This is a genomic window from Chelativorans salis, from assembly GCF_025336525.1.
GTDB classification, from domain to species: domain Bacteria; phylum Pseudomonadota; class Alphaproteobacteria; order Rhizobiales; family Rhizobiaceae; genus Chelativorans; species Chelativorans salis.
The window spans coordinates 448,850-466,016 of sequence record NZ_JAOCZP010000001.1; the positions used below are offsets into that span (position 1 = coordinate 448,850).

Consider the following 17,167-nt stretch of genomic DNA (forward strand, 5'->3'; position numbering starts at 1 on the left):
TTATAAGCCGCCATCCAGATGCCGAAAGAGGACAATCCCGTGACTGATACACATAGGCTAACGCAATTGGGAGAAAAGGCGGAAACCCCCGCCTCGCCGGAAGCCGCCGTTCTGGAAACCGTGCCCTTTGCGCAGGGCGACGGGCCGCCGGCGATCGTGCGCTTCACCTGCCCGGAATTCACCTCGCTGTGCCCGGTGACGGGCCAGCCGGATTTCGCCCACATCGTCATCGACTATGCGCCGGACAGGCTGTTGGTCGAATCGAAGTCGCTGAAGCTGTTCCTCACCGCCTTCCGCAATCACGGTGCCTTCCACGAGGAATGCACCGTGATGATCGGACGGCGCTTCGCCGAGGCGGCAAAGCCCCTCTGGCTCCGGATCGGCGGCTACTGGTATCCGCGCGGCGGGATTCCCATCGACGTGTTCTGGCAGACCGGCACACCACCGGAAGGCGCGTGGCTGCCGGAGACGGGGGTGGCGCCCTATCGGGGGCGGGGGTAGGCGAGTGCAGCTAGACGAAGATTCCGGCACCCCTTCGCCCCCTCCCCGAATCCCGCTATAAGACCGGCATGCCTATCCGTGCCCTTTCCGAGACCGTCATAAACCAGATTGCCGCCGGCGAGGTCATCGAGCGGCCGGCGAGCGTGGTGAAGGAACTGGTCGAGAACGCGCTGGACGCGGGGGCTAGCCGGATCGAGGTCGCGACGGCTGGAGGGGGATTGGGCCTCATCCGTGTCATCGACGACGGCGGCGGCATTCCCGCCGACGAACTGCCGCTGGCGGTGTCGCGGCACTGCACGTCTAAGCTTTCCGACGATATCCACGACATCCGTTCGCTCGGCTTCCGCGGCGAAGCGCTGCCTTCGATCGGCTCCGTCGCACGGCTGTCGCTGCGCTCGCGCACGGCTACGGGGGACGCGGGGGCGGAGGTAACGGTGGATGGCGGGCGGACGGGCCCGGTAAAGCCGGTTGCCGCCAATCCGGGTACGACGGTTGAGGTGCGGGATCTCTTCTTCGCCACGCCGGCGCGGCTCAAATTCATGAAGAGCGAGCGGTCGGAGACCGCGGCGATCACGGATGTGGTGAAGCGCGTGGCGCTTGCCTTTCCCGCCGTGCGCTTCACGCTCTCCGGCAGCGACCGGACGACGCTGGAGCTTGCCGCCGTGCCCGCCGACGGCGAGGGGCTGTTGAGGCGCATGGGCCAGGTGCTGGGCCAGGCGTTCTCTGAAAACGCGCTGGCGATCGATGCGGAGCGCGAGGGTATCGGCCTGACCGGCTATGCCTCGATCCCTTCCTTCACACGCGGCAACGCACTTCACCAGTTCGCCTATGTTAATGGGCGGCCGGTGCGCGACAAGCTGATCGCAGGCGCCATACGCGGCGCCTATATGGACGTGCTTCCGCGCGACAGGCATGCCGTGACGGCGCTTTTCCTTTCGCTCGATCCCGCGCTTGTCGACGTCAACGTGCACCCGGCGAAGGCAGACGTGCGCTTCCGCGATCCAGGGCTGGTGCGTGGACTGATCATCGGCGCCATTCGGCAAGCGCTGGAGGGAGCCGGCATGCGCGCTTCGACCAGCGGGGCAGCGGCCATGTTGGAGGCGTTCCGGACGCCGCAGGCGCCGCCCGCCGGGAACGGGGCGCGGTATCCCGGCAGCCGCTACACCGGTGGCTGGAGCGCCGAGACGTCGCCCAGCCGACCGCTCGAACATGCGGCAGCAGCGCCGTCGGCTTCAGGTTTTGGCGAAGCCGAGCAGGTCGCTTTCGACGTGGGCGCGGCCGTCAGCGCCGATGCGCGGGCGGCGGCTGACGAGGCGCCGGCACCGCTCGCCCGGCACCCCCTGGGGGCGGCGCGCGCGCAAGTGCACGAGAACTACATCGTCGCGCAAACGGAGGATTCGCTCGTCATCGTCGACCAGCATGCGGCGCATGAGCGGCTGGTCTACGAGGCGCTGAAGCAAGCGATCCACGCGCAGCCCCTGCCCTCGCAGATGCTCCTGATGCCGGAAATCGTCGATGTGCCCGAGGAGGACGCTGAGCGCCTTGCCGTGCATGCCGGCTTCCTGGCCCGCCTCGGCCTCGGGCTGGAGCGTTTCGGGCCGGGGGCGGTGGCGGTGCGCGAGACGCCGGCCATGCTAGGCGAGATCGACGCGGCCGCACTTGTGCGCGATCTGGCTGACGAGATCGCCGAGAACGACACCGCCGAAGCGCTCAAGGAGCGCGTCGACCGCATCGCCGCCACCATGGCCTGCCACGGCTCCGTGCGCTCCGGACGGCGGCTCAAGCCGGAGGAGATGAACGCGCTCTTGAGGCAAATGGAGGCCACCCCCGGGTCCGGCACGTGCAACCACGGGCGGCCAACGTATATCGAACTGAAGCTTGCGGATATCGACCGGCTGTTCGGGCGACGGTGACCTCGTCAGCCGGTGGCTGCGCCCTGTGAGGCCCAGATGAGCTGTGCCCGCCCCTCCACTGCACCGGGACGAATAGCGCGCAAGCGGGCGAGCGCCTCTTCCACAGGCTCGCCGCGCTCGACGAGAAGGCGCAGTGCGACCATTCCCGAGCGGCCCTGACCACCCTTGCAGTGCAGGACGACGCCACCGCCCCTGTCGAGAATGTCATGCAGGCGGGCGGCAAGCGCGGGCCAGGCTTCCTCGGCGATGCCGGACGGGCCGCCATAGTCGCGTATGGGAAGGTGCGCCCAGTCTATCGCGGCATCCGCAAGAAGTGCCCCGAGACCGTGCGCGCCATACTCTTTCATTTCCGCCTCTTCCGTCATCGAGACGACAATCTCCGCTCTCCACGCGGCGATCGTGAAGACATCCGATGCGAGATCACCAAAACGGCCCGGCAGCGCACAGACCCCGACCCGGCCGCCGCTCTCGACCGACACGGTTGCGATTGCAAAGGCTGTGCTCATCGCCTCTCCCAGAGACTTCACTACGAAGCCTGCCGAGGCTATCACATCGCTTGACCTCGACGCCAATTTGTGGCGCAAAGCGCCGATAGAGAGGCTAGTCATCATGAACCGTTTCGAAGGTCCCGGCGGCAGGGAAGCGCGTATTCGCTATCTGGACGGCGACTTCCAGGTGCTCACGCCGGGCGCCTTCGTGCGCTGCGCGGTGACCGGCGAGGCAATCCCGCTCGAAGAGCTGAAATACTGGAGCGTGGCGCGCCAGGAAGCCTATCTCAACGCCGAAACCTCGCTGGCGCGGGAATTGGAGATGAACCCGGAGCTGAAGCGGCAGGGGTGAGAGGCGGAAAGGCCGGCCTCCTAACCCTTCACCATACGCTCACGCCAGGCGGCCACCGTGTCACGGATGATCCTGACAGGCATCTCGGCAGCCTCAAACGCCACTTCGACCGGCAGCGAGCGCACCGAAGCCGCGAAATCCTGGATTGGCTTCGTGCCGTGGTTGAGCCGCACCATATCCTTCTCGGTGGTGACGAGTTGCAGGCCGTCGGCGGCTGCCTGGGCGGCCAGTTCCGCAATTTCCTCCTCTCCGAAAGGGTAGTGATCGGGAAAGGAGCGTGTCGCGGCGAGTTCGGCGCCGGCCTTTTGCAGTGTGTCGTAGAATTTGTCCGGGTTGCCGATGCCGGCGAAGGCGAGAACGCGCGCACCCACAAGTCCGTGCCCGCTGCGCGGCTTCAATTTGGCGGCAAAGACCGGCTTGCCGGCGCGGGCGGCGGACCGCACGACGCTTTCAGCCGCCCCTCCCTCACCTATCACGACAATACCGTCGGCGTGGCGCATCTGGCCGACCACAGGCGCGCGCAACGGGCCTCCGGGGATGACGTGGCCGTTGCCGATTCCGCGCCCGGCATCGACAACTATGAGCGCGTAATCCATATGGATGCGCGCGCTCTGGAAGCCGTCGTCCATGACGATGAAATCGCATCCCTCCTCGATGAGGTGGCGCGCGCCGGCCGCGCGATCAGGGGTGACGACGGTTGGCGCGTGGCGGGCCAGAAGCAGTGGCTCGTCGCCCACCAGGCGGGCGGCATCGGCTTTCGCATCCACGAAGTGCGGCTGCGAGAGGCTGCCGCCATGACCGCGTGACAGAAAGCCGGGTTTCAGTTCCTGGCGCTTGGCCTGCTTGGCGAGTGCTATGGCAATCGGCGTCTTGCCCTGGCCGCCGACGGTGAGGTTGCCCACGCACAGGACGGCGGCCGGCACCTTCTCGCGCCGGGCGTTGGCCAGGCGGGCACCGGCGACCGCACCATAGAGGGCGGAGAGTGGCCATAGCGCCCAGGCGCGCCAGTCGGGCGGCTCCCACCAAAAGGGCGGTGCTTCACCGGGCGCAGCCATCTTCAGGCCGCCCTGCCGTTGCCGCTCTGCAAGCGGCTTTTGACGATGAGGGGATGGATGAAGGGCTCGAGCGCGATCAGCGTACGCGACAGGGCTCCCGACATCTCCTCGACCGCCGTTTGGCCGGCGGCGATCATGGAATGGCGCATGTCGTCGTTGTTGATGAGGAAATTCACGGCGCCGGCCAGCATCTGCTTGTCGCGCACCAATCGGGCGCCGCCGCGGTCGATCAGCCGCCGGTAGGCATCACGGAAATTCTGCACGTTCAGACCGGCAAGCACAGCCGTACCCAGCATCGCGGGCTCGAGCGGGTTCTGCCCGCCCTCCCCCATGAGCGAACGTCCCACAAAAGCGATTTCGGTCAGTCGTAAGTAAAGCCCCATCTCGCCGATCGTGTCGCCGAGGAGTATATCCGTTCGCGGGCCTATCGGCTCGCCGCCGCTGCGGCAGACGACGTCGAGGCCATCGGCGGCAAACTCGGCCTTGAGCGCGGCCGCCCGGTCGGGATGGCGCGGCACGATGACGGTCAGAATGTCCGGATGGCGTCTGCGCAGCATCCGGTGCACCTCGGCGGCAATCTTCTCCTCGCCCTCGTGGGTGGAGACGGCGGCCCAGACCTTGCGCTCGCCGATGGCATCCTTCATCCGGGCCAGCGCCCCGCCGTCTGCGGGCGGCAACGTGATGTCCACCTTCAAATTGCCGGAGACAGTAACGGGCCTGGCACCCAGCTTGCGGAAGCGCTCGCCATCGACCTCCGATTGGGCAACGACGTGGGCGAGGTTCTCAAACAGCGCCTCCGACAGAAACGGACGCTTGCGCCATCTTTCGAAGGAGCGGTCGGACATGCGCCCGTTCACCAGCACCTGGGGCACACGGCGGGCACCGAGCTCGAGAATGGTGACCGGCCAGATCTCCGATTCGGCCATGATGGCAAGATCGGGCGACCAGTGATTGAGAAAGCGGCTGACGGCGGGCTTCAGGTCGAGCGGCACGTATTGATGGATGACGCGGTCGCCCAACCGCTCGGCCGCCACGCTGGCTGATGTCACGGTGCCCGTCGTCAGCACGATATTGATGCCGCTCGCCAGGAAATGCTCGATGAGACCGACGACGGCTATCGTTTCACCGACGCTGGCCGCATGGACCCAGACCAGCGGGCCGGGAGGCCGCTTCTGGCTCGGCCGGCCGTAGCGCTCGTGCCGGCGGGCCCGGTCCTCCTTACCCTTGCTGACACGCCAGGCGATATAGCCGCCGACGAGCGGATAGGCCGCGGCACCGGCCCAGCGGTAGGTTGTGAGGATGGCGCGCGCCCAGCGTTCGCTCATTATTTGCCATCAACGAGAGAGTAGGCGTCACGGGTGGCGTGGTTGAGGGCTTCCGTCACCTGGCGGCGCTTCTTCTCCATCTCGTTGTCATCCGCGTCCGCAGAGACAAAGATCGGCTCCCCAAAGATGACGGCGCGGCGACCGAAGGGAAGGTTGATCGTCGTCTTGTCCCACGTGCCCTCCAGAACCTTGCGGCGGCTGGTGGCAATCGCCATCGGCACGATCGGCCTTCCGGAAAGGCGGGCGAGCGTGACGATCCCCATCCCCGCCTGGCGCGGCGTGCCGTGCGGGATATCGGCAATCATGGCTACATTGCAGCCGGCATCTATGGTGCGCTTAAGTTGGATCAGGGCAGCCGCTCCCCCTTTCCTGGCACGGTGTGCACCGCCGCGCCCGCCAGAGCCGCGCACGACATCCAAGCCCAGTTTTTGGGCTACAAGCGCATTGAGCTCCGCGTCGGCGCTGCGCGAGAACAGCGCCACCAGGCGATGCTGGCGCACACTGATAGCGGGAGCCAGCAGGTGCTGGCCGTGCCACAGGGCGGCGATGGCCGGCGAATGAACGCCGATAGCCTTCTCGACATCGTGCGAGCCCTCGACACGCGGGTTCGTGCGCGCGACGAAGCGGACCGCCATGGCCAAGAAAGATGCGATGGCGTGCTTGAGGAAGCGCGAGTGGGTGAGCGGCTTGCGAATGCGCCGCCAAAGCGTCTTCGCCGGCCGCACATTGCCGCGCCGCCCCGGTTTAACCTCAAGCGAAGGCGCCATTGCCTCGTCGTCCATCGCCTCAACCACGGTCCGCTTTGGCAGCGTCCGGATCGAGGAGCCGATGCAGGTGGACGATGAAATAGCGCATATGGGCATTGTCCACGGTTTCCTGAGCCTTCGCCCGCCATGCCGCCTCGGCCGATTTGTAGTCCCCGTAGATGCCGACGATATCCAGTTCATCGAGATTCCGGAACTGTGCGCCCGACAAGGACTCCAGCTCACCGCCGAAGACAAGATGAAGAAGCTGCTTTTTTCCGTCTTTCTCCGCCATGGCACTCATCGTATCCGTTCTGGAAAATTTTGTGGCGACGCTTGGCAAAACGCCAGACCCATGAAAGCCTTACAAGTTGCAAATAGATCCCACGTCTCTTTTGAATCCATTCGCACCGGCAGGCAACCCCGCATAGCGCAGGTCAAGCCGGGGGTCACGCCCGAATGTCGGCGAGCGCGCCGGCCATCACGTCGAGGAGCAAGCCGCTGCCGGCGGCGAGCGGCCCAAGGCGCGGGTTCGGCCCGGCATAGCAGGGCCGCTGGTGGGCGCCGTCGACGACGCCGCCTCCGGCCTCGCCGAGGATTACGTCGACGGCCGCCAGATCCCAGTCGTGAGAGGATGGCTTGATGAAGGTCGCGTCGAGCCTGCCGTCGGCTACCATGGCGACACGGTAGGCGAGCGAGGGCACGTAAGGATACGGTACGACGCGGGAATAGATGTCCGGCGGCAGGTTCTTCATCATCGCCTTGGGACCTGCCAACACGATTTCCGGCTGCGCCTGCCTGACGGCGATGGGCTGGCCGTTGCGCCAAGCGCCGGCGCCACGCACGGCGGCGAAGCGCTCGCTGCGCGCCGGGCAGTCGAGAACCCCGGCAATCGCCCGGCCATCCTCGACCACGGCAATGCTCACGCACCAGATGTCGCGACCGCCGAGGAAGGCACGCGTGCCGTCGATAGGGTCGACGACGAAAGTTCGCTTGGCGCCGAGGCGCTCGTTGTCATCCACGGTCTCTTCCGAGAGCCAGCCATAGGCCGGCCGCGCCTCGATCAGCGTGCGGCGCAGGAACCGATCGACCTCCAGATCCGCCTCGCTCACCGGCGACTGGCCATCTTTCCACCAGACATCGGGGGCTTGGCGGAAATAACGCATAGCGATGCGGCCGGCCTCGTCGGCGGCCAGCGCGATCAGCGACAGTTCCTCCTGGGGGCTATGGCTGACATTCTCACTCACCGGCGATGGTCATCCCCTCGATGAGGAGCGTGGGCGCAGCAGTGCCGAAGTTGCGGTCGATGTCGCTCGCCGGCGCCATGCGCATGAACATGTCCTTGAGATTGGAGGCGATGGTGATCTCGGAGACGGGATAGGTGATGGCACCGTTGTCGATCCAGAAGCCGGCCGCGCCGCGGCTGTACTCGCCGGTCACGAGATCGACGCCGTGGCCGAAGAGCTCCGTGACGTAGAAACCGCTCTTCACCGACCCGATCATATCCTCGGGCGATGCCTCGCCCGGCTCGATGGCGAAGTTGGTGGAGGCGGGGTTCACCGAGGAGGCAGCGCGCGCACCGCGCCCGTTGGTCTCGAGCCCCAGTTCGCGGGCGACCGAAGTGGACAGAAGCCAGGTCGTCAGGACGCCGTCGTCCACCGGCACCAGCGCCTCGCCCGCCACGCCTTCGCCGTCGAAGGGGCGCGAGGACTGGCCGCGTTTCACCTGCGGGTTGTCGGTGACGGTGATACCGGTCGAAGCTACCTGCTTTCCCATCATGTTGCGCAGGAAGCTGGTCTTGCGGGCCACGGAGGCGCCGTTGATGGCGGCGGCGATATGGCCGGCCATGCCGCGCGCCACGCGCGGGTCGTACACGACCGGGAAGACGCCCGTCTTGACCTTTCGGGCATTCAGCCTTTTTACCGCGCGCTCGCCGGCGGTGCGGCCGATCTTCTCCGGCGTATCGAGGTCGGCGAAATGAAGCCGCGAGGAATAATCGTAGTCGCGCTCCATGCCCGTGCCCTCGCCGGCAATCACGCTGACAGAGCGGGAGAAGCGCGTCGCCGCGTATTGCCCGACGAAGCCGTGCGAGGTTGCGAGTACCAGCCCGCCGGAGCCCGCGCTCGCTCCGGCGCCGGAAGAGTTGGTGACACCGGGAACGGCCAGGGCGGCTTCTTCCGCGGCGAGCGCATCCTCCTTCAGGCGCTCGGCGGGGACTTCCGTATCGTCGATCAGGTCGAGGTCGGCAATATCGCTGGCAAGCCGCGCCGGGTCCGCCAGTCCCTGATACGGGTCCTCGGGCGAGACCCTGGCCATGGCGACGGCGCGCTCGGCGAGGGCTGCGGGATCGGAGGCGGCGGTGGCCGAGACGCTGGCCACCCGGCGGCCGACGAAGACGCGCAGCGACATGTCATCGCTTTCGGCCGACTCGGTGCCCTCCACTTTGCCTAGACGCACGGAAACGCCGCTCGACCGGGAGCGCACGACAACGGCGTCGGCGGCGTCGGCGCCGGCGCGCTTGGCTGCATCGACCAGGGCGGCGACGCGATCGAGAAGGGTTTTGTCGGATGCTGTGCTCATGAGGGGCCCGTCGTCGGTTCGTTGGAGAAGCGGTTCCTCCCGCTACTACGGAAGAAAAGTCGGCAAGACACGGCTGTCGCAACCATTTATGGTCGCGGACGCGACAACGCAATGGCTGCGCTTGCCGCGCAAGCCACGAGAGACATGGAGCAAGAGGAAGGATGGAAGCATCCGTCGACGGCATCTATTACGAGCCGCTGCTGCTTTTGGCCGGCGCGGTTATCGCCGCTCCCCTGTTCAAACGCATCGGGCTCGGCACAATTCTCGGCTATCTGGCCGCCGGCGTGGCGCTGGGCCCCGTGGCACGGCTGATCGTCGATGGCGAAGAGCTCTTACACGTGGCGGAGCTCGGTGTCGTCTTCCTCCTCTTCATCATCGGGCTCGAGCTCAACCCGTCGCGGCTGTGGGCCATGCGGCGCGATATCTTCGGGCTCGGCCTTGCGCAGGTGCTGGTGACGGGGCCGGTGCTGGCGCTGGTCGCCATGGCCGCGCTCGGCTTTTCCCTTGCTGCGGCGTTGATCATCGGTTTCGGCCTTGCCCTTTCCTCCACCGCTTTTGCTGTGCAGACGATGGAAACCCAGGGCACGCTTAACCAGAAGTACGGCCAGACGGCCTTCTCGGTTCTCCTGTTTCAGGACATGGCCATCGCGCCGATGCTGGCGCTTGTTCCGCTGCTTTCGCCAGGCGGTGAGGGGGCGGAAGCCATCAGCGGCAGCCGCTTTCTGCTGGCGCTGGCAAGCATCGCTGCCTTGGTGGTCGCCGGACGCTATCTGATCAACCCCCTCTTCCGTCTCATCGCCAGCACGGGCGCGCGCGAGGCAATGCTGGCCGCAGCCCTCCTCGTCGTGCTGGGTTCAGCGACCCTCATGCAGATCGCCGGGCTCTCCATGGCGCTCGGCGCCTTCATCGCCGGCGTTCTTCTGGCCGATTCCTCCTACCGGCACGAACTTGAGGCCGATATCGAGCCATTCCGCGGCATACTCCTCGGCCTGTTCTTCATGGCGATCGGGCTTTCGCTCGACCTCGGCGTGGTGATCGACAACTGGTATCTGGTGCTTCTTGCCGTGCCGGCCTTGATGCTTGCCAAAGCGATGCTCCTCTACGGCCTCTGCCGGGTTTTCGGTTGTGGCCACAACGACGCCTTGCGCATCGCCACCCTTCTGCCGCAAGGCGGTGAGTTCGGTTTCGTGCTGTTCACAGCGGCTTCGGCGGCGCTTATCTTTTCGCCCGCCACCGCGTCGCTTTTGACGGCGGTGGTCACGCTCTCCATGGCGATGACACCGGTCTCCGTCGCCCTCGGTTCGTTGCTGCTCTCCCGGGAGGTGCCGGAGGAGATGGATGAGAGTTTCGACGGGGCGGGGGCGGACGTACTAATGATCGGCTTTTCCCGTTTCGGCCAGATCGCCTCGCAAATCCTGCTGGCCGGCGGTAGAGACGTGACCATCATCGATCATTCGGCCACCCGCGTGCGCGCGGTGGAGAAATTCGGCTTCCGCATCTATTTCGGTGACGGCCGGCGCAAGGAAGTGCTGGAAGCAGCGGGAATTCGGGGGGCCAAGGTCGTGGCCGTGTGCACCAACGCACGCGCGGTGACGGATGCCATCGTCGACATGATCCGTTCAGAATTCCCGCATGTGAAACTCTATGTGCGCTCCTACGACCGGGAGCACACGCTGTCGCTCCGGGCGCGCGACGTCGAGTATGAAATCCGCGAGACCTTCGAGTCCGCCCTTCTGTTCGGGCAAAAGTCGTTGCAGGCGCTGGGCGCGGCCGAAGACATGGCCAAGTCGATTGCCGACGATGTGCGCAAGCGCGACGAGGAGCGGCTGGCGATCCAGTCGGTCGAGGGCGTCATGGCGGGCCTTGACCGGATGCATGTGCGGCCGGTCACGCCGGAACCGCTGATCAAGCCTTCGCGGGAGGCGCAGCGGCTGAATCAGATGGCGGAGGAGAGTGAATAGTGAGGGGCAAGTGAGGGGCCGAGATAACTACCCCGCAATTCACTACACACTATTCACTAATCACTCCCTTCTCCAGCACCGCCTCCACTGCCCGCTTCAACTCGTCCTTGATGGAGGCAGTCTCCGCCATGATGGCGCCGACTTTCAGGAAGTCGAGCACGCGGAAGCGCTCGACGGCGGGGCGCAAAAGAATGTCCGGGCGCTTCTTCTGCATCTTCAAGGCGATGATCGACTGCATCATGAGTTGGGTGGCGCCGAACATCATCTCCATGGTGCTCGGTGTTTTTGCAGAGCGGACTGTCGGCGCGCCGACCACATCGACGGCGATCACTACGTCAGCCAGACCCTCCAGCAAATCGAAAGGAACGGGATTGTAGATGCCGCCGTCAATCAGTGTCATTCCGTCGCGCTGGACCGGGCGGAAGACCGCAGGAAGGGCGGCGGAGGCGGCGAGCGCGGAGCGCAGGTCGCCGCTGTCGAAGACGGCGAGGCGGTGGCCGTAATAATCTGTCGCCGTGACATAGAGCGGTATCTCAAGCCCCTCGAACGTCAAGGGAATCTGCTGTGGGAGAAACGACTTCAAGATCCGCTCGGCGTTGAACTGGCCGAGTCGTAGACCGCCCTCGACCATCTCTGAGAAGCTCCCTGGACGGGCGCGCCAGACGCGGGCGACCACTTCGGCGCGGGTGGCCAGGACGGTCGCGGCATAGGTGCGGATATCCCTGCCAGTCATTCCGGCGGCCATGCCGGCGCCAATGATAGCGCCGATGGAGGAGCCGGAGATCGCCGTCGGTCTGATGCCCAGTTCGTCGAGTGCCTCGATGGCGTGGATGTGGGCAAGCCCACGCGCCCCGCCGCCGCCGAAGGCGATGGCGAAAGTGCTGCCGCCGGCCTGACGCTTCTTGCGCGTCAGGCCGGCCGCCGCGTCGGTGCGATCAGCCATTGGACACGACCTGCCGGTGTTGCCTCATGGCTGCGGGTAGCACGTTCACAGGCGAGCCTCCAGCATTCAGCCCTTGTCCGGTCCGACAATCAGTACCGTTGGCTCAACGGCGAGCAGGCGCTGGGAGATTTCCTTCACCTGTTCGGGTGTGACGGCGCCGAAGAACTCCTTCATGCGGTCAGGGTAATCCATCCCCAGATCATACTGTTGCAGTTCGACAAGCGTGGCCGCGATCGAGCTGGTCGAGGACATATTGTTGACGGCAAAGGAGCCGACGGCATACTTCTTCGCCCGTTCGAGCTCCTCCTGCGTTGGCCCGTCCTCTGCAAAACGGCTGATGACCTGCCGCGCCATCTGCAGCGACTCCTTCGCACGCTCGGCCCTTGTCGTGACGAAAGCCGACAGGTTGCCCCAACTGCTGTTCGGTTCGAGGCTGGCATAGGCGCCGTAGGTCAGGCCGGACTTCTCACGCAGTTCCTGGAAGAGCCGTCCGGTCATGTTTCCACCCAGGATCTGCGCGGCGAGCGAGGCCGGATAATAATCTTCGCTTTTCCTCGACACACCGGGAAAGACCATAGCGATCGAAGATTGGGGCTGAGCGGTGCGCTCGAACACCTCGCCGCCATACTTCACCGCCGGCGGTTGCATCTCCGTAACCTCGTCGGCGGCGGCGGGCAGTTTGCCGAAGACCGTGTCCAGGACCTCGCCCAGCGTCTGCGGGTCGATGGCTCCTACGACACCGATGGCCAGATCGGAACGCGTAAGGGTCTTTCTGTGCAGGTCGACAAGATCCCCGCGCTTGATAGACCTCACCGACTCGACAGTGGTGGGATGTCCGAGCGAGTGGTCGCCATAAAGAGCGGCGTTCAAGGCCTCTCCGCCACGTTGCTCTGGATCCTTGCTCCTCTGCTCGATGCGGGAGATGGCTACCGCACGCACCCTTTCCAGGGCTTTTTCGTCGAAGCGGGGCGACGACAATGCCAGGGAAAGAAGCTCCAGCGGCTTTTCCGTGTCACCAGTGAGCATGTTGATGCTGCCGGAGAGTTCTTCCGTTCCGGCTCTGAAGGACAGTTGGGCACCCGTCTCGTAAAGCTGTTCCTGAAATGCGTCGGCGTACAGATCCCCCGCCCCCTCTGTAAGCATGGAGGCCATCAGGCCCGACAAGCCTTCCTTGCCCTTGGGGTCGTGAAGACTCCCGCCGGAGAAGGTGAAGGAGATCGAGACCATCGGGTCCGACTGATCCTCGACCAGCCAGGCTTTGATGCCTTTCGGCGAGGTAACCTCCACGAGGTGAAGATCAGCGTGAGCGGGAAGGACGACGAAAAGGAATGCCGCACCCGCTATGGCAAGGCCGGCGGCGGCCTGCCGGAGAACAAGTAAGTTAGTCATCGCAATCAGCTTTCTCATTTCTCGTCCTCCTCGGGCAGCAGGTAGCCGGCAACGCTCCGCCTGGGGTCGAAATACTTCTTCGCCGCATCGCGGATTTCGTCTGCCGTGACCGCTTCAATGCGTTCGCGTATCCTCCCGACATCCTCGACCGTGCCGCCGAGCGCGAGCGTCTCGCCGTATTCGATTGCCTGCCCCAGTTGGTTCTGCTTGGCGAAAACCAGTCCGCTCACCAGCACTTTCTTGGCCGTATGCAGTTCCTTCTCGGAGACGCCATCAGTGGCGATCTTCTCCATCTCGGCCATGACCGCGCGCTCGACCTCGTCAAGCTTATCCGCCGTCAGCGGTGTAGCGCGGACATTGAAAAGGGAATAATCGCGCATGCTGGTATCGAGATAGGCGGACACGCCCGAAGCGATGCGCTTATCGACAACCAGTTCGCGATAAAGCCTGCTCCGCTTGCCGCCGCCGAGGATCTCGGTCAGCACCTCCAATGCATCCACCGCCTTACGGCCCTTGGAGAAATATGCCGGCGCAAGCCAGAGGCGCGAGAAGCTGGGCAGGCTCACGCGTGGGTCGCGAAGCTTGACGCTGCGCAGCGTTGCCGGCTCCGGCTCCATGGTGCGGACACGTGGCGGCAGTCTGGGGCCGCGCGGGATTTTGCCATAGGTTTCCTCGGCCAACTGCCGCACGCCCTGCGTGTCGACATCGCCGGCAACGACAAGGATCGCGTTGTTGGGCGCGTAGTGCTCATTGTAGAAGTCGACGAGTTGTTGACGCGTTATCGCATCGATCTCGTGCCGCCAGCCGATGATGCCCTTTCCATAGGGGTGATTCTGGAACAGCGTCGCATAGACGGATTCGGACAGCAGACCCTCGGGCCGGTTCTCGACGCTGCCAAGGCGCTCCTCCAGAACGACCTGCCGTTCGGTAGCGAGGACCTCATCACTCAGGATCAGGTTGCGCATGCGGTCGGCCTCGAAAGCCATCATCTCGCCCAGCGCGTCTGTCGGGACCTGCTGGTAATAGGCGGTGTAGTCGAAAGACGTGAACGCGTTGTGGTTTCCGCCCGATGCAGTCACAGCCTTATCCAGTTCACCAGCCTGCTGATTGCTGGTGGCCTTGAACATGAGGTGCTCGAAGAGGTGGGCAATCCCGGACTGGCCGGGTGCCTCGTCGGCCGCGCCCACTTTGTACCAGACCATCTGCGTGACCACTGGAGCGCGCCTCTGCGGGATGACGACCACCTGCATGCCGTTGTCCAGCTCGAAGCTTTCCGCCTCGACGGCTCCCGGTGCGGCGGCTTCGGCGGAAGCCGCTGGGGCGAACATCAGCCATATCACTGGCGCTGCCGCCACAAGGCATAACGCCGCCATGCGGGCGGCAATCAGATAATATCTCATAAATCAAACCCTTAATCGCGCCCGATAATCGTCGGGCAGCCAGACCGATGGCGTGAGAAAAAGGCGAAACTCAGACGAGGCCGCAAAAGGCGAGCGTCGTGGAGGTATAGGTGCGCCGCTCATGGACGAGGATGCCCGCCGGCGACTGGAAGGGTGTGGTCGCCGCTTCCTCGACCACGATCAAGGCATCGGCGGCGAGCCAGCCGCCTTCGAGCGCCGAGGCGATCGCCTTCTCACCGAGGCCCTTGCCATAGGGCGGATCGGCGAAGACGAGGCGGAAAGGCTGCATGGTGCCGACAGGACCGAGACGCGTCGCGTCGCGGCGGAAGATGCGCGTTGTGCCGGCAAGGCCGAGGCTCTCCACGTTCTCGCGCACCAGCGCGCGGGCGGTTGCGTCCTGCTCCACGAAAAGGCAGTAGGCAGCGCCACGCGACAGCGCCTCGATCCCCAACGCTCCGCTGCCGGCGAAAAGATCGAGCACCCGCGCACCACCGATGCTGCCGGGATAGGCGTGCTCCAGGATATTGAAGAGCGCCTCGCGCGCGCGGTCCGTGGTGGGGCGGATCATGTCGGAACCGGGCGAGGCAAGCCGTCTTCCGCGCAGTCTTCCCCCGACGACACGCATAGCCCTGCCCTACCCTCTCTTGCCGCGCGTCGGCGGGCGCTTGTCGGGACGTTGCTTGCGGTCCGTCCCACGGCCGGGCTTCTTCGCCTCCCCCTTACGCTCGGCTGCTTCTTCCGCCTTCTTCGGCCCCACCGGCCGCGCACCCGGCGCCATCCACACATTGGCCGCCCGCGAGCGGCGCTCGACCGGGCGGTCTGCCTTACGACCGTCCTTGCCGGGCCCCGCCTTGCGGTCGTCTTTGCCGGCGCTTGCCTTACGGTCGTCCTTGCCGGCGCGCGAGGGCGGTTTGGTCTGCAGCCGACCGCGCATCTCCTCGCGTTTGTCTTCGCGGCTCTTCTTGCGGTTTACCGGCGCCCGGCGCCCTTCCTCCTTGTCGCGCGGGCGCTCGGCAGGCCTGCGCGGCGTCTCGGCAGCGGCCGGCTTTTCCGCGCGCGCCGGTTTATTGGCGAAGGGCCGGACGATCGGCGCGTCGAAATTGGCACCGGCTTCCTCGATCAACCGCTCGCCGAGCTGGTCGCGCAGCGTGCGGCCCTTGATCTCCTGCACCGCGCCCTCCGGCAGGGCGCCAAGCTGGAAGGGACCGTAGGAGACGCGGATCAGGCGCGTAACGTCGAGCCCCAACGCGCCCAGAACGTTCTTCACCTCGCGGTTCTTGCCCTCGCGCAGGCCGAGCGTCAGCCAGGCGTTGGAGCCCTGCTTTCGGTCAAGCGTGGCCTCGATGGCGCCGTAGAAGACGCCATCGACGGCGGTGCCCTTCTCCAGCTCCGCCAGGGCCAGCGGATCAACGTTTCCATGCACGCGCACGCGGTAGCGGCGCAGCCAGCCGGTGGAGGGCAGTTCGAGGACGCGGGCAAGACCGCCGTCGTTCGTCAGAAGCAAAAGGCCTTCGGTGTTGATATCGAGTCGCCCGACGGTGATCAGCCTGGGCAAGCCCTTCGGCAGGATGTCGAAAACCGTTTTGCGCCCCTCCGGGTCGCGGCTGGTGGTGACGACGCCGGCGGGCTTGTACAGCAGGAAAAGCCGAGTGCGCTCGACCTCGGGTATGGGCGCGCCGTCGACCTCGATGCGGTCGGAAGGCCGCACGTTGAAGGCTGGCTTGTCGAGCAGCCGGCCGTTGACCTTTACCCTTCCCGCCGCGATCATCGCCTCGGCATCGCGGCGCGAGGCGATGCCCGCGCGTGCCAGGCGCTTGGCGATGCGCTCGCCGTCGCCCGCGGGTTCCTGGTCCGGTTTCTTCCAGCGCTTCTCGCCAGTCTTGCCCGCCGGTTTGCCGCTGGAATGGAATGTCTTCTTGTTCTTCATGGTGGCCTTCGCCTTTCAAGGCCGCTAGGTATCAATTCGCCCACAGGCTTGCGAGCAAAAAGATTGAACCGGCAGCGGACCAACAACTATCCGGCTTTCATGGACGTCGCGCTGGAAGAGGCGCGGCTGGCTGCGGCGCGCGGCGAAGTGCCGGTGGGCGCGGCGGTGGTGCGCGAGGGCCGAGTGCTCGCAAAGGCGGGAAACCGCACGCGCGCGCTAAACGATCCTACCGCCCATGCCGAATTGCTGGCCATCCGCGAGGCCTGCCGGGCCGAAGGTTCGGAGCGGCTGACAGGCGCGGACCTCTACGTGACGCTGGAGCCGTGTGCCATGTGCGCCGGCGCCATCTCGTTTGCCCGCATCCGCCGGCTCTACTTCGCGGCGGGCGACGAGAAAGGCGGTGGCGTGGTGCATGGCGGGCGCTTCTTCCAGCAATCCACCTGCCATCACGCGCCGGAGGTCTATGAAGGAATGGGCGAGCGCGATGCGGCGGCGCTGCTCAGGGAATTCTTCGGGCGCATGCGCGAGACGCCGGAGGGCGGATAAGAGGGTTCCGCCTTCGCGCCTGCGCGAAGGCGGCTTCCGAGGCA

The 17,167-nt window shown here is 65.6% G+C and carries 17 protein-coding genes; 5 read left to right on the forward strand and 12 right to left on the reverse strand.

Annotation, left to right across the window (positions count from 1 at the left end; translation table 11 throughout):
* Positions 1 to 39: 39 nt before the first annotated feature.
* Together queF and mutL are read left to right on the forward strand one after the other, a co-directional pair.
* Positions 40 to 501 carry a preQ(1) synthase gene (queF, locus tag N5A92_RS02200; protein ID WP_260900183.1) on the forward strand — a complete coding sequence of 154 codons (462 nt, stop codon included), beginning with the start codon at positions 40 to 42 and terminating at the stop codon, positions 499 to 501.
* 68 nt (positions 502 to 569) lie between these two features.
* The gene (mutL, locus tag N5A92_RS02205; RefSeq protein ID WP_260900184.1) at positions 570 to 2,414 is read left to right on the forward strand and encodes a DNA mismatch repair endonuclease MutL; all 1,845 of its coding nucleotides are present in this window, start codon (positions 570 to 572) and stop codon (positions 2,412 to 2,414) included.
* A gap of 5 nt (positions 2,415 to 2,419) precedes the next feature.
* Here the strand turns inward: mutL and N5A92_RS02210 are convergent, their stop codons facing one another.
* Entirely contained in the window at positions 2,420 to 2,920 is a 501-nt protein-coding gene (locus tag N5A92_RS02210) for a phosphatase domain-containing putative toxin (RefSeq protein ID WP_260900185.1), read from the reverse strand.
* Between the two features lie 100 nt (positions 2,921 to 3,020).
* Between N5A92_RS02210 and N5A92_RS02215 the strand changes: the two genes are divergently transcribed.
* The gene (locus N5A92_RS02215; RefSeq protein WP_260900973.1) at positions 3,021 to 3,254 is read left to right on the forward strand and encodes a DUF2093 domain-containing protein; all 234 of its coding nucleotides are present in this window, start codon (positions 3,021 to 3,023) and stop codon (positions 3,252 to 3,254) included.
* 20 nt (positions 3,255 to 3,274) lie between these two features.
* On the opposite strand, the gene lpxK is transcribed toward N5A92_RS02215, so the two are convergent.
* The 6 genes from lpxK to N5A92_RS02245 all read right to left on the reverse strand — a co-directional run bounded on the left by lpxK (position 3,275) and on the right by N5A92_RS02245 (position 8,957).
* A complete protein-coding gene (lpxK, locus tag N5A92_RS02220; protein ID WP_260900186.1) occupies positions 3,275 to 4,309 on the reverse strand; it encodes a tetraacyldisaccharide 4'-kinase in 1,035 nt (344 codons plus the stop codon).
* Positions 4,310 to 4,311: 2 nt separating this feature from the next.
* Positions 4,312 to 5,634, reverse strand: a complete 1,323-nt coding sequence (gene waaA, locus N5A92_RS02225; RefSeq protein WP_260900188.1) for a lipid IV(A) 3-deoxy-D-manno-octulosonic acid transferase — start codon at positions 5,632 to 5,634, stop codon at positions 4,312 to 4,314.
* Positions 5,634 to 6,416 (reverse strand): lysophospholipid acyltransferase family protein, encoded by a 783-nt coding sequence (locus tag N5A92_RS02230; protein ID WP_260900189.1) that lies wholly within the window; start codon positions 6,414 to 6,416, stop codon positions 5,634 to 5,636. Before N5A92_RS02230 ends, waaA begins: the two co-directional genes overlap by 1 nt.
* 4 nt (positions 6,417 to 6,420) lie before the next feature.
* Positions 6,421 to 6,672 carry a DUF4170 domain-containing protein gene (locus N5A92_RS02235; protein ID WP_260900192.1) on the reverse strand — a complete coding sequence of 84 codons (252 nt, stop codon included), beginning with the start codon at positions 6,670 to 6,672 and terminating at the stop codon, positions 6,421 to 6,423.
* Between the two features lie 154 nt (positions 6,673 to 6,826).
* Positions 6,827 to 7,624, reverse strand: coding sequence for a 3'(2'),5'-bisphosphate nucleotidase CysQ (locus N5A92_RS02240; protein ID WP_260900193.1), 798 nt, complete (start codon positions 7,622 to 7,624; stop codon positions 6,827 to 6,829).
* Positions 7,617 to 8,957 (reverse strand): TldD/PmbA family protein, encoded by a 1,341-nt coding sequence (locus N5A92_RS02245; protein WP_260900194.1) that lies wholly within the window; start codon positions 8,955 to 8,957, stop codon positions 7,617 to 7,619. The genes N5A92_RS02240 and N5A92_RS02245 overlap by 8 nt, the downstream gene beginning before the upstream one ends.
* 161 nt (positions 8,958 to 9,118) lie before the next feature.
* Between N5A92_RS02245 and N5A92_RS02250 the strand changes: the two genes are divergently transcribed.
* Positions 9,119 to 10,918, forward strand: coding sequence for a monovalent cation:proton antiporter-2 (CPA2) family protein (locus N5A92_RS02250; protein WP_260900195.1), 1,800 nt, complete (start codon positions 9,119 to 9,121; stop codon positions 10,916 to 10,918).
* Between the two features lie 49 nt (positions 10,919 to 10,967).
* Here N5A92_RS02250 and N5A92_RS02255 read toward each other — a convergent pair whose 3' ends face one another.
* The 5 genes from N5A92_RS02255 to N5A92_RS02275 form a co-directional block, all read right to left on the reverse strand.
* Complete coding sequence (locus N5A92_RS02255) at positions 10,968 to 11,861, reverse strand: patatin-like phospholipase family protein (protein ID WP_260900196.1); 894 nt, start codon at positions 11,859 to 11,861, stop codon at positions 10,968 to 10,970.
* A gap of 66 nt (positions 11,862 to 11,927) precedes the next feature.
* Positions 11,928 to 13,268 (reverse strand): M16 family metallopeptidase, encoded by a 1,341-nt coding sequence (locus N5A92_RS02260; RefSeq protein ID WP_260900197.1) that lies wholly within the window; start codon positions 13,266 to 13,268, stop codon positions 11,928 to 11,930.
* Positions 13,265 to 14,650, reverse strand: a complete 1,386-nt coding sequence (locus N5A92_RS02265; protein ID WP_260900198.1) for a M16 family metallopeptidase — start codon at positions 14,648 to 14,650, stop codon at positions 13,265 to 13,267. Before N5A92_RS02265 ends, N5A92_RS02260 begins: the two co-directional genes overlap by 4 nt.
* A 70-nt stretch (positions 14,651 to 14,720) precedes the next feature.
* On the reverse strand, positions 14,721 to 15,275 hold the full coding sequence (gene rsmD / locus N5A92_RS02270; RefSeq protein WP_260900199.1) for a 16S rRNA (guanine(966)-N(2))-methyltransferase RsmD: 555 nt from the start codon (positions 15,273 to 15,275) through the stop codon (positions 14,721 to 14,723).
* 9 nt (positions 15,276 to 15,284) lie between these two features.
* Positions 15,285 to 16,577 (reverse strand): pseudouridine synthase, encoded by a 1,293-nt coding sequence (locus tag N5A92_RS02275; protein WP_313958375.1) that lies wholly within the window; start codon positions 16,575 to 16,577, stop codon positions 15,285 to 15,287.
* Positions 16,578 to 16,676: 99 nt separating this feature from the next.
* On the opposite strand from N5A92_RS02275, the gene N5A92_RS02280 reads away from it, so the two are divergent.
* Complete coding sequence (locus N5A92_RS02280) at positions 16,677 to 17,123, forward strand: nucleoside deaminase (RefSeq protein WP_260900974.1); 447 nt, start codon at positions 16,677 to 16,679, stop codon at positions 17,121 to 17,123.
* Positions 17,124 to 17,167: the final 44 nt, after the last annotated feature.

Excerpts from the sequence above, each read along its gene's own strand:
- N5A92_RS02245 (WP_260900194.1), bottom strand. The coding sequence starts at position 8,957 with ATGAGCACAGCATCCGACAAAACCCTTCTCGATCGCGTCGCCGCCCTG.
- N5A92_RS02265 (WP_260900198.1), bottom strand. The coding sequence starts at position 14,650 with ATGAGATATTATCTGATTGCCGCCCGCATGGCGGCGTTATGCCTTGTG.
- N5A92_RS02255 (WP_260900196.1), bottom strand. The coding sequence starts at position 11,861 with ATGGCTGATCGCACCGACGCGGCGGCCGGCCTGACGCGCAAGAAGCGT.
- lpxK (WP_260900186.1), bottom strand. The coding sequence starts at position 4,309 with ATGGCTGCGCCCGGTGAAGCACCGCCCTTTTGGTGGGAGCCGCCCGAC.
- N5A92_RS02230 (WP_260900189.1), bottom strand. The coding sequence starts at position 6,416 with ATGGACGACGAGGCAATGGCGCCTTCGCTTGAGGTTAAACCGGGGCGG.
- N5A92_RS02210 (WP_260900185.1), bottom strand. The coding sequence starts at position 2,920 with ATGAGCACAGCCTTTGCAATCGCAACCGTGTCGGTCGAGAGCGGCGGC.
- N5A92_RS02280 (WP_260900974.1), top strand. The coding sequence starts at position 16,677 with ATGGACGTCGCGCTGGAAGAGGCGCGGCTGGCTGCGGCGCGCGGCGAA.
- mutL (WP_260900184.1), top strand. The coding sequence starts at position 570 with ATGCCTATCCGTGCCCTTTCCGAGACCGTCATAAACCAGATTGCCGCC.
- rsmD (WP_260900199.1), bottom strand. The coding sequence starts at position 15,275 with ATGCGTGTCGTCGGGGGAAGACTGCGCGGAAGACGGCTTGCCTCGCCC.
- waaA (WP_260900188.1), bottom strand. The coding sequence starts at position 5,634 with ATGAGCGAACGCTGGGCGCGCGCCATCCTCACAACCTACCGCTGGGCC.
- N5A92_RS02250 (WP_260900195.1), top strand. The coding sequence starts at position 9,119 with ATGGAAGCATCCGTCGACGGCATCTATTACGAGCCGCTGCTGCTTTTG.
- N5A92_RS02235 (WP_260900192.1), bottom strand. The coding sequence starts at position 6,672 with ATGGCGGAGAAAGACGGAAAAAAGCAGCTTCTTCATCTTGTCTTCGGC.
- N5A92_RS02275 (WP_313958375.1), bottom strand. The coding sequence starts at position 16,577 with ATGAAGAACAAGAAGACATTCCATTCCAGCGGCAAACCGGCGGGCAAG.
- N5A92_RS02260 (WP_260900197.1), bottom strand. The coding sequence starts at position 13,268 with ATGAGAAAGCTGATTGCGATGACTAACTTACTTGTTCTCCGGCAGGCC.